Origin of the sequence: Wolbachia endosymbiont of Oedothorax gibbosus (genome assembly GCF_936270145.1) — a bacterium.
Classification (GTDB): domain Bacteria; phylum Pseudomonadota; class Alphaproteobacteria; order Rickettsiales; family Anaplasmataceae; genus Wolbachia.
The window spans coordinates 304,502-318,084 of record NZ_OW370537.1 but is presented as its reverse complement, the minus strand read 5'-3'; the positions used below and the strand labels follow the sequence as shown (position 1 = coordinate 318,084).

14 protein-coding genes, 2 tRNA genes and 2 pseudogenes are annotated in these 13,583 nt (G+C 35.3%); 8 read left to right on the top strand and 10 right to left on the bottom strand.

The window, feature by feature from the left end; translation table 11 throughout:
• Complete coding sequence (locus NBW37_RS01670) at positions 1-1,173, top strand: porin (RefSeq protein WP_250296664.1); 1,173 nt, start codon at positions 1-3, stop codon at positions 1,171-1,173.
• 246 nt (positions 1,174-1,419) lie between these two features.
• Here the strand turns inward: NBW37_RS01670 and recO are convergent, their stop codons facing one another.
• Both recO and NBW37_RS01660 read right to left on the bottom strand, forming a co-directional pair.
• Positions 1,420-2,142 carry a DNA repair protein RecO gene (recO, locus tag NBW37_RS01665; RefSeq protein WP_250296663.1) on the bottom strand — a complete coding sequence of 241 codons (723 nt, stop codon included), beginning with the start codon at positions 2,140-2,142 and terminating at the stop codon, positions 1,420-1,422.
• Positions 2,143-2,270: 128 nt separating this feature from the next.
• Positions 2,271-2,757 (bottom strand): annotated as a pseudogene (locus NBW37_RS01660) (DDE-type integrase/transposase/recombinase); the annotation flags it as partial.
• 60 nt (positions 2,758-2,817) lie between these two features.
• Between NBW37_RS01660 and NBW37_RS01655 the strand changes: the two are divergent.
• The 3 genes and pseudogenes from NBW37_RS01655 (at position 2,818) to ubiH (ending at position 5,884) form a co-directional block, all read left to right on the top strand.
• Positions 2,818-3,553, top strand: a pseudogene (locus NBW37_RS01655) (IS5 family transposase).
• Between the two features lie 99 nt (positions 3,554-3,652).
• A complete protein-coding gene (locus NBW37_RS01650; RefSeq protein ID WP_250296662.1) occupies positions 3,653-4,651 on the top strand; it encodes an Mrp/NBP35 family ATP-binding protein in 999 nt (332 codons plus the stop codon).
• 69 nt (positions 4,652-4,720) lie between these two features.
• Positions 4,721-5,884 carry a 2-octaprenyl-6-methoxyphenyl hydroxylase gene (gene ubiH, locus NBW37_RS01645; RefSeq protein WP_250296661.1) on the top strand — a complete coding sequence of 388 codons (1,164 nt, stop codon included), beginning with the start codon at positions 4,721-4,723 and terminating at the stop codon, positions 5,882-5,884.
• A gap of 80 nt (positions 5,885-5,964) precedes the next feature.
• Here the strand turns inward: ubiH and NBW37_RS01640 are convergent, their stop codons facing one another.
• Entirely contained in the window at positions 5,965-6,846 is an 882-nt protein-coding gene (locus NBW37_RS01640) for a gamma-glutamyl-gamma-aminobutyrate hydrolase family protein (RefSeq protein WP_370273157.1), read from the bottom strand.
• A 217-nt stretch (positions 6,847-7,063) separates the two neighbouring features.
• Positions 7,064-7,136: transfer RNA gene (locus tag NBW37_RS01635), tRNA-Phe, on the bottom strand.
• An 81-nt stretch (positions 7,137-7,217) separates the two neighbouring features.
• Here NBW37_RS01635 and coaD point away from each other — a divergent pair.
• Entirely contained in the window at positions 7,218-7,724 is a 507-nt protein-coding gene (coaD, locus tag NBW37_RS01630) for a pantetheine-phosphate adenylyltransferase (protein WP_250296659.1), read from the top strand.
• Positions 7,725-7,792: 68 nt separating this feature from the next.
• Positions 7,793-7,984, top strand: a complete 192-nt coding sequence (locus NBW37_RS01625) for a zinc-finger domain-containing protein (RefSeq protein ID WP_250296658.1) — start codon at positions 7,793-7,795, stop codon at positions 7,982-7,984.
• Between the two features lie 16 nt (positions 7,985-8,000).
• Here NBW37_RS01625 and NBW37_RS01620 read toward each other — a convergent pair whose 3' ends face one another.
• The 6 genes from NBW37_RS01620 to rpsB form a co-directional block, all read right to left on the bottom strand.
• A complete protein-coding gene (locus tag NBW37_RS01620; protein ID WP_250296657.1) occupies positions 8,001-8,627 on the bottom strand; it encodes a phosphatidate cytidylyltransferase in 627 nt (208 codons plus the stop codon).
• On the bottom strand, positions 8,617-9,312 hold the full coding sequence (gene uppS, locus NBW37_RS01615; protein WP_250296656.1) for a polyprenyl diphosphate synthase: 696 nt from the start codon (positions 9,310-9,312) through the stop codon (positions 8,617-8,619). The genes NBW37_RS01620 and uppS overlap by 11 nt, the downstream gene beginning before the upstream one ends.
• A 411-nt stretch (positions 9,313-9,723) precedes the next feature.
• Complete coding sequence (gene frr, locus NBW37_RS01610) at positions 9,724-10,281, bottom strand: ribosome recycling factor (RefSeq protein ID WP_250296655.1); 558 nt, start codon at positions 10,279-10,281, stop codon at positions 9,724-9,726.
• A gap of 7 nt (positions 10,282-10,288) precedes the next feature.
• Positions 10,289-11,023: a UMP kinase gene (gene pyrH / locus NBW37_RS01605; RefSeq protein ID WP_250296977.1), complete on the bottom strand. Its 735-nt coding sequence runs from the start codon at positions 11,021-11,023 to the stop codon at positions 10,289-10,291.
• 10 nt (positions 11,024-11,033) lie between these two features.
• Positions 11,034-11,894: a translation elongation factor Ts gene (gene tsf / locus NBW37_RS01600; protein ID WP_250296654.1), complete on the bottom strand. Its 861-nt coding sequence runs from the start codon at positions 11,892-11,894 to the stop codon at positions 11,034-11,036.
• A complete protein-coding gene (rpsB, locus tag NBW37_RS01595) occupies positions 11,875-12,720 on the bottom strand; it encodes a 30S ribosomal protein S2 (RefSeq protein ID WP_250296976.1) in 846 nt (281 codons plus the stop codon). Before rpsB ends, tsf begins: the two co-directional genes overlap by 20 nt.
• 190 nt (positions 12,721-12,910) lie before the next feature.
• On the opposite strand from rpsB, the gene NBW37_RS01590 reads away from it, so the two are divergent.
• Positions 12,911-12,984: transfer RNA gene (locus NBW37_RS01590), tRNA-Asp, on the top strand.
• A gap of 140 nt (positions 12,985-13,124) precedes the next feature.
• Entirely contained in the window at positions 13,125-13,568 is a 444-nt protein-coding gene (yajC, locus tag NBW37_RS01585; protein WP_250296653.1) for a preprotein translocase subunit YajC, read from the top strand.
• The last annotated feature ends 15 nt before the right edge of the window (positions 13,569-13,583 follow it).

Genomic DNA, 13,583 nt, shown 5'->3' with positions numbered 1-13,583 from the left:
ATGAAGTTAAGATACTACCTGGTAGCACTTCTTTCGTTATTATTTTCACAGAATAGTGCTAGCTCTAGAACAATTCTGGATAAGGAAATACTTTATGTAGAGCTAGACGGAAAAATAGATTTGAGATTCGGCTACGCCTTCAACAGAGATTCTTTCAATGCTAAGGCTAAGGATAAAACTTCAAGTTATTCATACTTGCGCTTTCTTTATCTACAGCAAGTTTATCCAAGTACTCAAATGGGGTTTAATGTTAAGGTAGGAGTTTCTGGTATTGAAAACCTAAAAGCGTTAGACAGAGAAAAGTTAGACATGGAGGAAGGGTATTTCATCATTAAAAATCAGGGACTTGGATCAATTGAATATGGTAAAAGAAGTTTAGTTAGTCAGAGCATGTTAATTAACACTTCAAAAATTTATGCAGCTGCTGGAGGAGTAAATGGTCATTGGACAAACTATGCAAATTTGCGCGGTGATCATAAAAAAGATGGTGACCCTGGATATGATCAAGACGAGGTGTTCTGGGTCAAGCCCAATATTTATAGCGATTATAATGAGCTCGAACTAGGGTTAAAACAATCATCAATTAACTACATCTCCCCTGAAATCTATAACTTTCAACTCGGATTCAGTTATGTTCCAGGAAAAAATAACTTACAGTACAGCAATTTAATTGCTGCTGGCCTTTCCTATAAAAACAGCTTGTCAGATGATATAGGTTTTACTACTGCCTTAACTGGTGAATTTGCAAGAGAAAATTTAACTGGTTGCTTAAATGGAACTTCTAAAAATTATGAATGCCGTAATCAATTACTACACTGGAATTTTGGTTTGAAGCTAAAATTGTTCGATCTTGATTGCATTTTTTCGTATGGTAATGGTGGTGAATCTGGTGAGAGGCGTAATCCTGAAATAAATAATACGTATTATATGAATGCAGGTATCGCTTACCATTCTGATTCTTACAAATCGAGCTTAACATATTTTAGTAGTGGCAGGAATATTGCAGGCAGAGGTACAAACGAGTTAACATCATATGCTTTAAGTCTTGAATATTCATTTTTTATGGGCACCTCATACTATTTCGATATTGTAAAATTTAGTACAAAAGAGCCTAAAATAGAAAATAACAACTCCGGTTACGTGCTCTTGGCTGGGTTGAAATTAAGTCTTTAATAAGGTTGCATTGCCTCCTGTCATCCAAGTACCCTCCTCTTGTCATTCCAGTGCTCCTTTTTTTGTCATCCAAGTAGCTGACACTGGAATTGATTGTGCACTATACAACATAAAAGCTGGATTCCAGACTGAAATCTGCCACGCAAATTGCCTGCAAATTGCAATGTTCGTACAGATGTGTGTTTGGGCACTGGGATGACAGAAAGAGGCTGCTTGGATATTCTTTCAAAAAAATGATAACTAAGATTAAAGCGATAACATGAGGTTTCTCAGCTCTGGAAATTTCATGTCTAGCTGCAAAAATAGATACTTATTTAAAAAATATCCTGTAACTTTCAGTCCTAACTGAAATTCTTGGAATGAGTAGCTGTTTTGTAGGTTATTATTGTATACATCATGTAACATTTGTGGAAAAGGTAGGAGTTTATCTGCATAATAATCTCCTACTTTTTTTGACACTGCTCTACCAGTTTTTGGAGAAATAAATTGTAAATTTTCCTTAACACCTGTTACAGCGCATTTGGATAAGTCTAACTTAAACCCCAATTGCGTAAGAAGCAGAAGCTCTAAGTTGAGGTAATGGCCTTGCCAAAGTTCATTATTGTGCTTAATTATATCGATGAAATATCGAAAGTTATCATACAGTACAACACAAGGTTCACTCTCTGGAAGCACTTTTTCTAAAATAGAGGAGAAAGAAACAATAGTAATGCTTTTTAACCTATCTTGAAAGAAATGATGGAATGGAGACTCAATTAATTCGCACTTAAAAAAACCTAGATTTTCAGGTAATTTAGCACTCCATTCTGCATGTAATAGATTACTTATCTGAAACTTATAATTGCTATTGTTTGTTAGCTTAGTTAATCCCTTGCGCTTTCCATGATTTTTTGTAAATAGAGAAAGAATTAAGTTTTTATCGCCGTATTTTTTAGCAGCTATAATGATGCCTTCATCTTTCCATCTCATTTAGAGTGTATTGACCGTATGATATTATAGGATAGTGCACCTAGAGCGTGTAATCCATAAAAATCACTTCCAACATCTAAGTGAAATTGTCTGCCAACAAAAGCAAATCCTTCACCGAGTTCTAAGATGTATGGTCCCAAAGTATGATGGCATGGATTAAGTATAAACAATTCAGGAACACTGTGTACATATAAATTCATAAGGAGTCAGACCCTTGAGAGTTTTAAGTCTTTTCGCATAGTTATAGGCCATAACGAAGCTGTAAAGTGCTCTTTAAGCTGCTTATGTGATTTGTAGTAATATTTTTTCACTGTGGCATCTTTAATGGTCCTATTCATACGCTCAACTTGGCCATTTGTCGAAGACTTTCGTCAGACGATGTTCAATGCTATTTTCTTCACAAACTCGATCAAATATATGTTATGCTTGTGACGCACCTAATTGTATGCCATTGTCGGTAAGAATGGTATGGATTTTATAGGGCAAAATTTTGATTAGATTGCGCAAAAACTCAGCAGCTATGGTCTTTGTAGCACTTTCATGAAATTCAACATAAGCAAACTTGGACGTTCTGTCTATGGCAACAAATAAACATAACTTTCCCTCTTCAGTTCTAGGTAGTGTAGACATTCAGAAAGAATGAAGTTATAGTATAACTTTTATAAAAGGGAAGAGATATTGTACGACTTAAAAGATGAGCAATGGGAAAGGATAAAAGATAGCTTGCCAGGAAAAGAAGGAGATAGTGGTAGAAGTGCAAAAGACAATAGGAAGTTTATAGCAGCAGTAATGTGGATAGGTAGGACTGGAGCGCCATGGCTGCAGAATATGGAAAATGGTCAAGTGTACACAAAAGGTTCATGAGATGGGCAAAATCAGGAGATGGTTTTTAATACCCTTGCAGTAGATGAAGATACGGAGTGGCTCATAACAATAATAAGAGCTCATCAACATGCTGCTGGTGCACGAAAAAAATGTGGAAACTGGTAAGCAAGAGCAGGAATTGGGAAGATCTAAAGGTGGATTTTCAAGTAAATTACATGTTGCTTGTGATGCGCTGGGCAACCCATTGAGATTTTTTGTTACTGCTGGGCAAAGGTCAGATTATGTAAAAGCTTTAGATCTGATAGAAGGCAAGAAAATGGCAGCACTTATTGCCGATAAAGGATATGATGCAAACTATATGATTGGGGCAGCGCAAGCTGTAAATGCTGAACCAGTTATTCCAGCGCGTTCCAATAGAAAAATACCGAGAGAATATGATAAAGAACTATACAAAGAGAGAAACTTAATCGAAAGAATGTTCAACAAAATCAAGCATTTTCGCAGAGTTGCCACTCATTATGATAAACTAGCCATAACCTTCATATCTTTTGTTCACATTGCTGGCATTTACCTTTGGTTAAAATAAATGTCGACACTACCTAAAAGGCTTGTTGGTTTTTGAATTTATTTCGTGTAACATTGTCGCAATGATACCCTTCCTGGCGCATCAAACAACAGAGGCCTAATGATCAACGAAGAAATTGTAAGAGAGAACTTAAAAAAAGTCATAGAGCAAAAAAGCGGTAAAGATGTGATCGCTCTTGACATAATATCTTCAATCGTTATTAAAGGCAGAGATGTTGGCTTTGCACTTGAAGTTACTGGAGCAAATGAAGAATTAAGAAGAAATTGTGAACAAGCTGTTCAAGCTATATCAGGAGTGGGGAAAGTGACCGTGGTTGCTACTGGTCAAAAACAAACTGGGCAACAAAAAGCTAAATTACATATCGCAGGAGTGAAAAATATAATCGTTGTGGCCTCTGGTAAAGGAGGCGTAGGCAAGTCTACGGTTGCACTAAACCTTGCTCTTTCATTAGTAGAATTAAAACACAAAGTTGCGCTAGTTGATGCAGATATATATGGTCCTTCAATTCCTAAAATGCTTGGCGCTGAAAAATTAAAGCCAAAAATACAGGATAGTAAAGCAATGCCTATAGAAAAGTATGGACTGCATACTATTTCAATTGGCTATTTTATCGATAAAGATCGTGCAGCAATATGGCGCGGACCTATGATCACAAAAGCACTTTATAATCTGCTAATGGGAACAAGGTGGTCTGATATAGAATATTTGATAGTTGATACACCACCTGGAACTGGCGATGTGCATTTAAGTCTTATGGAAAACTTTAGCTTAACCGGGGCAATAATAGTTTCAACTCCACAGGAGCTCTCTTTAATCGATGCTCGCAAAATTTATGATATGTTTACAAAGCTCAGTATACCGATTATTGGCATTGTGGAAAACATGAGCTATTTTACTCAAAGCGGCTCAGAAATATACATATTTGGAAAAGACGGCGCAAAAAGAATGTCTGAGGAGCTGGGCATCAAACTATTAGGCAGGATTCCTCTGGATCCACAAATATGTCATGCTTCTGATTGTGGAAATCCTTTAATGCTAAGTGAGGATTTAGCAGAGATTTATGAAGACATTGCTAAAGATGTTAGGTCTTTTATATAGAGTCTATAAAGTTTGTTTAAACTATTTTCAAAACAGATAAAATATAATTTTACAATTAGCGTAAATAAAATGAATTATGATGTAATCATTTCAGGTGGTGGGTTGCTTGGTCTTATTACTGCAATTGGCCTCAGTTGTGACTCTGTGTCTGTAGCTGTGATTGAAAAAAATAGTCTACCACGTGTAGTAGATGACAACCGAGCATTTGCTATTTCTCAAGGCTCGAAAAAAATATTGGAAAAATTAGGGATTTGGCAGTTCGTGGAGAGTGAAGCTGAGCCTATACTTGATATATGCGTATTAGATGGAGATAGCCCAATTACTGTGCATTACAATCATAAAATGGTTAGTGAAGAGCCAATGGGTTATGTTATTAACAATGCTACTATATGGAATGCAATCAACAATAATTTTCTGAATAAACTAAATATATACTCTCCACATTCCTATAAAACAATTGCTTGTGATTCAGGATATGTGGAAGTTATTCTTGATAATAACCAGGAATTAATATCATCGCTACTTATCTGCGCTGAAGGCAAAAACTCTAAATTACCAGAGTTATTTTCTATACCGACAGTGAAATTTGACTATAAACAAAGTAGCATAGTATTTAATGTAAAGCATGAACTGCATCACCAAAACTTAGCTGTAGAGCGTTTTTTCCCTGGCGGTCCATTTGCAATTCTACCGATGAAGGATGGCTATACTTCTTCGATAGTTTGGACAGAAAAATCTGGAATTTCAAAAATGCTAATGGATCTGTCTGAAGAAGAATTCATTATAGAACTTGAAAAAAGATTTAGTTCTTATTTGGGAAAAATTGAATTAGAGGGTGAAAGAAAACTTTATCCTTTAAGTTTTGTTTTCGCAAAAAAGTTATATAAGGGTAGAGTTTTGCTTATCGGCGATGCAGCACATTCAATTCATCCAGTTGCAGGTCAAGGGCTTAATCTTGGAATTAGAGATGTAGAAAGTGTTATAAAGCACATAGTTGCTGCAAAAGCATCTGGTATTGATGTTGGCAGTAGTTATTTATTAAAGAAAATTTCACGTAACAGATACCTTGATAATTTTACAATGGCGCTTGCAACTGATGGATTAAATAGGATGTTCTCCAACAGAATATTCTGCGCTAAAGCACTAAGAAATCTTGGCTTGATTGCAGTTGAAAATTCAAATTTTCTCAAAAAAAGCTTCATTCGGCATGCTATGGGAACTACTATTTTATAGCTAATATACCGCCGCGGTATCTCTAGATCCCGCAACAAGCAGCGGGATGACGGTTGTCGGTAAGCCTAAAGCTATAGCCATCAAGCACGATAAAGAAAATCATTTATAATCGCTATAGCAACTAGTGTAGACACTTGACGTTCCTTGTGATTTGATAAATAGAGGTTTTTATCTGACTTCACAACAAGGGCTTCTGGATGACTTTGAAAGTGAACATTACCATGCTTATCTTCAATAGCCTCTATTACCCCATCACTGGAAAATGCTGCAACTTTATATCCAAGTGACTCCAATTTTCTTCTATTTTCTGGTGTATTACTTACTGCTCCTGAATGAGCATCCGGAAAGTACACTGAAAACCAGCCGTTTTCATTGGGTAGTAAAAATTTAGCTATTACCTCTGCTAAACGGCTGCTTGGAATTACCTTTATCTGCTGAAGAGGTACATCCTCTTTTTGTGGATTGGGCGCTGATTTTAAATGATTCTCCTCATCACTCACAACACTCGTTATTTCAATTCCTTTTGCATGCATAATGCCTTGCAAACCACCGCATATTCCAAGCAAATGAATGGCAGGATTATCATCAACTATTTTTACAATTGCTTCAGTCACAAGCTGGCGGTAAGGGGTAGGAGGAAACGGTTCTAAGTGAAAGTTATAATGATTTCCTGGAATAAATATTCTATTTATCTTGTGCTCTTTAATAAATTTTGCAACTTCAACTTTTATTCGATCTAGTACTAATTTTCTTGCCAATAGCTTATCTTGTTCTGACAAGATAAGCGACTCTTCCTGGATTTCTTTTAGATTAATTATTTTGTTGTAGTCAATAAGTACGGTTTTAACTCCAAAGTTGTTGAACATCTCGTAAATATTTTGAGATAGCCCAAGCTCATGCGCTTCTTCCGTTTTCAACAAACCAACAACTATGTCATTATTTACTGTATTTTCTGCCGTCAAGACAGTTGACGCTGGTTCTTCTTTTCTGGTTACATGTTGAGATGCCGGTTTTTCACTAACGCCAGCATAAGTAATATTGCTTAATAATAGAACTATAGTTAATAAGATCTTAAATACTTTATTGTAATATTTATATACCATAACTTGCTTCTCTAACATTTATATTACGATATAGAGTATTTTATAACAAAAAGGCAAGTTTGCCAAGAAAGAGAAGTGGCCTGAGCAGGAATCGAACCAGCGACACAAGGATTTTCAGTCCTTTGCTCTACCAACTGAGCTATCAGGCCAACTGTATACTTTCATTTTTAGATAAAAAATGTTATCATGTCTATCAAAAGTTTTTAAAGTAGTTTATATAAAAATAAAGGATGAACATTAATAACAGAATAGGAATCTACCCTGGCACATTTGACCCTATAACTTTTGGGCATCTTGACATAATCAAAAGAGCGTGTAAACTAGTCGATAAATTAATAATAGGAGTTGCAGAAAACGTTAATAAGCATACTGCCTTTGACACAAAGCTACGCACAAGCATGGCTGAAAATGAAATCAAAGGGCTAGGAATTGATGCAGATGTTATATCTTTTAATGGGTTGCTAGTGAAGTTTGCCAAAGAGCAGAATGCTTCTGTTATTATTAGAGGATTAAGAGCAGTGTCAGATTTTGATTACGAGTTTCAAATGAGTTGGGTAAATTATAAACTTCTTCCTGAAATCGAAACCATATTTCTTCCTGCTTCTGAAGATACTCAATTTATCTCATCAAGTTTTGTAAAGGAAATAGCAAGATTAGGAGAAGATGTTAGCAAATTTGTATCACAAGGCGTTCAAAACGAATTGATTGATCTAAATAGGATAAAAAATGGAGAATAGCGTGTGTTGTTTTTTATTTATAAATGGGTATATTTAATATATAAAATGTTATAAGCTAAAGGAGTAGCATGTCAAAAGTGAGGGTTAGTAAAAGAAAAGTTTGTTGTCATGGTGATGAGAATGATGAGGGTTCCGGCCATCCATTAATATATTTAGATATGGGAGAAGAAGAGGAAATAGCTTGCCCTTATTGTGAAAAGACGTTTGTCCATGACTGTACTGTAGAAGCGGTTGGGGAGCTGACTAGGGATGATCTCTAATGGCACCTTTGTAGACTTAACCTATGTAAATAGCAATAAGAGGAGCAGTAAAAATGAAACTATCCATACGGTCGAGCACTCCTCCATGGCCAGGTATCATACTTCCACTGTTTTTAACACCGTAAGCTCTTTTAACAAGTGACTCAGTGAAATCGCCAAGTTGCGCTAGAATAGCAATTGCAAGGCCAATGATTGGAGAATAAAAAATTGAAAATAGACCAAAAAATATTGATCCAAAAGTTGTGCACACTACTCCAGCTAAGATTGCACCAAAAAGCCCTGCCCAAGTTTTTCCAGGGCTAATAACTGGACAAATTTTAGCTCCACCAAAATTCTTGCCAAACAGGTAGGCAGTAATGTCAATTCCCCAAATGGTTAAGACGAACCATACTAATGCGTATTTTCCCTGTGGTAGATTATATAAATATATTAATGAGGCGCTTGGTAGTGCAATCAATAATAATGCAAAAACGTATAAAATTTTGTTTCCCTGGGTTAGATTATACCATTCAAAAGAAGATAAAACTGCTATCGAAAAAATCAATAGGTAAAACGATAAATCACTGAAATATGTAGCAAAAGAAAATATGAATAATATTACTATTGAAGACAACATTCTAACTATAAAATTATTATCTACCATATTTCTTCTCTCTTTTTGTATAATCTTCTAATGCTTTGCTCAAATCTTGACAAGAAAAATCAGGCCACAAAGTATCACAAAAATACAATTCAGCATAAGCTGCTTGCCATAATAAAAAGTTGCTTAACCTTTTTTCGCCGCCAGTGCGAATTAATAAATCCAATTTTGGCAGATCTTTAGTATACAGAAATTTTTCAAATTCCTCTTCTGATACATAAGCAATATTTTCTTTTATAATATTGCTTATAGCTTGTGTAATTTCTTGCTTTGCTCCATAACTGACTGCCACAGTGAGTAATAAACCATCGTTCTTATGTGTCATTTCTTCTGCTTTTTTAATTTGATCCAATATTTTACTGGATAACAGACTTAAATTGCCAATAAAATTCAACTTAATGTTACAGTTACAAATGAAATTGACTTTATCTTCATTAGTTAAAACAGAGTAAAATAAATCAAATAGACAGTCAATTTCGTTTTTGGGTCTAAGCCAATTCTCCATAGAGAATGCATACAAAGTTAAGTAGGGTATGGTTAGGTCTGTACAATACTTGGCAATATCGTATGCAACTTCACTGCCCCTTTTATAACCATCAATTTTTACCTTTCCTTGATTGTTCGCCCATCTACCATTACCATCCATAATAATTGCTAAATGTTTCGGTAAAGATTCTTGATTCAACATTTAAAGTTCACCTAAACTACTCGATATCATTCCAGTACTTGACGTATAACTGTACAAACATTGTGATTTGGGACACTTGAAAGGTGTCATCCCGTAGCCCTTTTTCCTGTCATCCCAGTGCGTGACACTGGGATCTAAGTATAAAAATATTTGCAAATTATGCAATGAACAACAGATTCTTGGGGCATATAATGTCCATGATGAAAATAAGATGGATCCCAGTGTCACGCACTGGGATGACAGGGAAAAAAGGCACTTGGATGACATGAAAGAGAGCACAGGAATGACATCATTTACTGTATAATATTGTGCAATATTGCAACGTTTATACGGTTGTGTGCCTGCTACCTCCATGGCACCCTTGCATGTAATTTTTTCTTTTTCACTACTGAAGGCTTCTTTCATATTACCTTAGTGATGCAATATATCCTTTTCTTTGATGGACAATTCACCATCAATCTTTTTTATGTTATCATCAGTAATATTTTGTATTTCCTTTTTAGTGCCATGAAAATCATCTTCTGAGATTTCTTTATTTTCCTTCATTTTTTCTATTTCTTCTATAATATCTCTACGTATATTTCTAATGGCAATCCGTGCATTTTCAGCAAACTGATGCAACAATTTCACTAATTTTTCACGGGTTTCTTGTGTTAAGTCCGGAAGAGCTATACGTATGGTATTGCCCTCAACAACAGGATTTAAATTCAAGTTGGCATTTAATATAGCATTTTTTACTTCACCTATAACACCGATATCCCAAACTTTAATTGATAGAGTTTTGTTATCTATAACTGAAACGCCTGCAACCTGATTTAACTTTTGATGTCCACCATAGATATTTACAACTATACCATCAAGCAACGATGCGCTAGCTCTACCAGTGCGTACACCTTTAATATCATCATGAAAGGACTGAATAGTTTTTAGCATTCTTTCTTTTGTTTTAGCTTTTATTTCATTTAACATAAATTACCTACTGTTTACAATCTGAAACTATAGTATAAGTACCTTGACCCTTAATAATATTGACTATTTTTTCTCCCTTCAAAGAAAAAACTATAATTGGAATAGAATTCTCACGAGCAAGTGAAATTGCTGATGCATCCATAACTTTTAAATCACGAGTCAATAAATCCGTGTAAGAAAGCCTATCATACATTACAGCATCCTCATTTTTTTTCGGATCAGCAGAGTATACACCATTTACTTGTGTACCCTTTAGAATAACATCACAATTCATTTCAACAGCACGTAAGGCTGCAGCTGTATCTGTAGTAAAAAATGGGTTGCCTGTGCCTGCTGCAAAAATTACCACTCTACCTTTTTCTAAATGACGAATAGCTTTCCTTCTTATGTAAGGTTCACATACAGTGGCCATGGGTATTGCAGATAATACCCTAGAAGCTATTAAATTTTTTTCTAAAAAGTTTTGTAAAATTAAAGCATTGATTATAGTTGCAAGCATTCCAATATAATCACTACTTGCTCTTTCACAACCACTTAAAGACGCAGATGTGCCACGAAAGATATTACCACCACCAACAACAATACATACCTGAACTCCAAGATTACAAACTTCAACTATGCCTTTAGATAACTCACCTATAGTCTCCATATCGTGACCAAATTGCTTTGATCCCATCAAAGCTTCACCAGAGATCTTCAATAACACTCTAGAGTATTTTACTTTATCTGCTAAGGAAGACATTTCTTGCCATTTAGTTTGCACTGCCCAAAATAAGTAACTTGTAATCAGATAATTTAATAGCACTCATCCCGCTTGATTTTATAAAATCAGAAACCTTCATTTTATCATCCTTTATGAACTTTTGTTCTAGTAAAACAACTTCTTCATAGTACTTAGCCATTCGTCCATCTACTATTTTTTTTGCTACTTCTTCAGGTTTATTTAAGCTCCTCACTTGCTCTTCAATTATAGAACGTTCATTGTTCAACTTCATTTGATCTAAATCATCTATAGACAAAGCTTCAGGCTTCATAGCAACTACATGCATCGCTATTTGTTTCCCAATCTCTTGTAACTTCACCTTATCACCGGGTGATTGCAATGCAACTAAAGCGCCAGTTTTACCTAAACCACGTACATCACCGTGTACGTAGCCAGCAATAACTCCATCCTTAGCTTCTAAGTAACAAAGCTTGCTTAACTCTAGCTTCTCACCAAGAACTGACGTACCATTCATAATAGCTTCCTGCACTGTGCCAATGCTTTCATACTTGGCATTTTTTAACTCATCAACGCTAATACAGCGTTCTTGATGAGCAATTGATGCTAAATTTGAAACTAACTCTATAAATTTCTCATTCCTTGCAACAAAATCGGTTTCGCAATTGAGTTCAACCAATGTACCATAATTTTCAGTCAAACACATAGCAACGAGCCCATCTGAAGCTACTCTATCAGATTTTTTGTCAGCTTTAGCAAGACCTATTGTACGCAACTTATCAACGGCTTTCTTAATGTCACCATCACATTCTTCTAATGCTTTTTTACAGTCACTTAAGCCAAGCCCTGTTCTATCACGTAATTCTCTTATATCATCTGGATTCGTCTTCATTTGTTACTACCTCCCTTTCTTCTTTATAAACTTTACTACGTCTTCTTTTAGTTTGCACAATACCATCTTCTTTTTCTTGAATAAACTCATCACCCCTTATATCATCAATCTTAACTCCAGATCTTGCTAGACTAGACTCTATTCCAGCTAATATAGAGTCGGTAGCTAATTTACAATAGAGCTCTATTGATTTTCTTGAGTCATCATTTCCAGGTATTGGATAAGTAATATCATCTGGATCAGAATTAGTATCAAGTATTGCAACTATTGGAATTCCTAACTTCTTAGCTTCCTTAACCGCTATATGCTCTTTATTAGTATCAATGATGAATAAGATATCAGGAATTGCTCCCATTTCTCTAATACCACCAAGCGCCTTATCAAGCTTTTGCTTTTTCTTTTCAATGTTCCCCAATTCTTTCTTTGTTAAAATGCTATCCTCGTCATTTAATATTTTCTCATATTGCATCAAGGTTTTTATCGAAGAAGAAACAGTGTCCCAATTAGTAAGCATACCGCCAAGCCATCGATGATTCACATAATACTGACCACAACGAATCGCTTCACTTGCAATAATATCAAAAGCTTGAAATTTTGTACCAACAAATAGAATGCGACCACCTTGAGATGCAACGTCATATAAAGCCTTCATGGCCATCTGTAGCAACGGTAGTGTTTTTTGCAAATCAATTATATGTATACGATTTTCTTGATGCACTCCATATATGTATGGAGCCATTTTTGCGTTCCAGCGACTAATTTTGTGACCAAAATGTACACCAGACCCGGCTAAATCACGCACAGTGACTTCAGGCAAACTTGCCATATTTATTCCTCCAAATAGTTTATCTTCCATGGCATTGCCCTAAAGGGACTACTTGTACAAGCCATGTGTGAAATTAAATTATTTATATAGTAATAGAAAAGACAGCAAAGCGCAAACAAAAAATATTGACAAAGGGCAACATGTTTATTAGCTTTAAAGTCGAAGCCCGAAAACGCTAAAAAGAAATTAGGGGGGTGTAGCTCAGTTGGTTAGAGCGCATGCCTGTCACGCATGAGGTCGTGAGTTCAAGTCTCATCACTCCCGTCATATTGGTTTTAGCATAACTTAGAATTTGCAGTATTATTGCCGGTATTGAGAAATGCCTTCACCAAACTTGACATGGTATGGTATTGCAATTAATACTTAAATAGGTTTATTTTTATCGTTAACAATTAGGATTAAATATGTTCATTTCTGAAGTTTTTGCAGCAGATGCAACTAGCAATGCATCAAGTATCGGCGCATCTTTTGCTAGTTTTATTCCATTGATTTTAATATTTGTGGTATTTTATTTTCTCATTATTCGCCCGCAACAAAAAAAACTAAAAGAACATAGAAAGATGATAGATCAAATAAAGCGTGGTGATACAGTCATTACTTCTGGTGGTATAATAGGTGAAGTTAACAAGGTTGATGGAGCAAATGCACAATTTATAATAGAAATAGCACCAAAAGTTGAGATAAAAGTCCTAAGGTCCGCTATATCTGAAGTTTTAAACAAAGAAGCTCAGAAAGTAGCAGCTAAACCAATTGAAAAAGGCAAAATCGAAAAGAATGATAGAAAAAATAAAAATCAACCAGAGGAAAGTATAAAGGAAAAAGACGATAAAGGTAAAAATGCCTCATAACTCTAAAAAAAGGTT

Bases quoted from the DNA above. Each gene is read 5' to 3' on its own strand.
- NBW37_RS01670 (WP_250296664.1), top strand. From the start codon at position 1: ATGAAGTTAAGATACTACCTGGTAGCACTTCTTTCGTTATTATTTTCA.
- recO (WP_250296663.1), bottom strand. From the start codon at position 2,142: ATGAGATGGAAAGATGAAGGCATCATTATAGCTGCTAAAAAATACGGC.
- NBW37_RS01650 (WP_250296662.1), top strand. From the start codon at position 3,653: ATGATCAACGAAGAAATTGTAAGAGAGAACTTAAAAAAAGTCATAGAG.
- ubiH (WP_250296661.1), top strand. From the start codon at position 4,721: ATGAATTATGATGTAATCATTTCAGGTGGTGGGTTGCTTGGTCTTATT.
- coaD (WP_250296659.1), top strand. From the start codon at position 7,218: ATGAACATTAATAACAGAATAGGAATCTACCCTGGCACATTTGACCCT.
- NBW37_RS01625 (WP_250296658.1), top strand. From the start codon at position 7,793: ATGTCAAAAGTGAGGGTTAGTAAAAGAAAAGTTTGTTGTCATGGTGAT.
- NBW37_RS01620 (WP_250296657.1), bottom strand. From the start codon at position 8,627: ATGGTAGATAATAATTTTATAGTTAGAATGTTGTCTTCAATAGTAATA.
- uppS (WP_250296656.1), bottom strand. From the start codon at position 9,312: ATGTTGAATCAAGAATCTTTACCGAAACATTTAGCAATTATTATGGAT.
- frr (WP_250296655.1), bottom strand. From the start codon at position 10,281: ATGTTAAATGAAATAAAAGCTAAAACAAAAGAAAGAATGCTAAAAACT.
- pyrH (WP_250296977.1), bottom strand. From the start codon at position 11,023: ATGTCTTCCTTAGCAGATAAAGTAAAATACTCTAGAGTGTTATTGAAG.
- tsf (WP_250296654.1), bottom strand. From the start codon at position 11,894: ATGAAGACGAATCCAGATGATATAAGAGAATTACGTGATAGAACAGGG.
- rpsB (WP_250296976.1), bottom strand. From the start codon at position 12,720: ATGGCAAGTTTGCCTGAAGTCACTGTGCGTGATTTAGCCGGGTCTGGT.
- yajC (WP_250296653.1), top strand. From the start codon at position 13,125: ATGTTCATTTCTGAAGTTTTTGCAGCAGATGCAACTAGCAATGCATCA.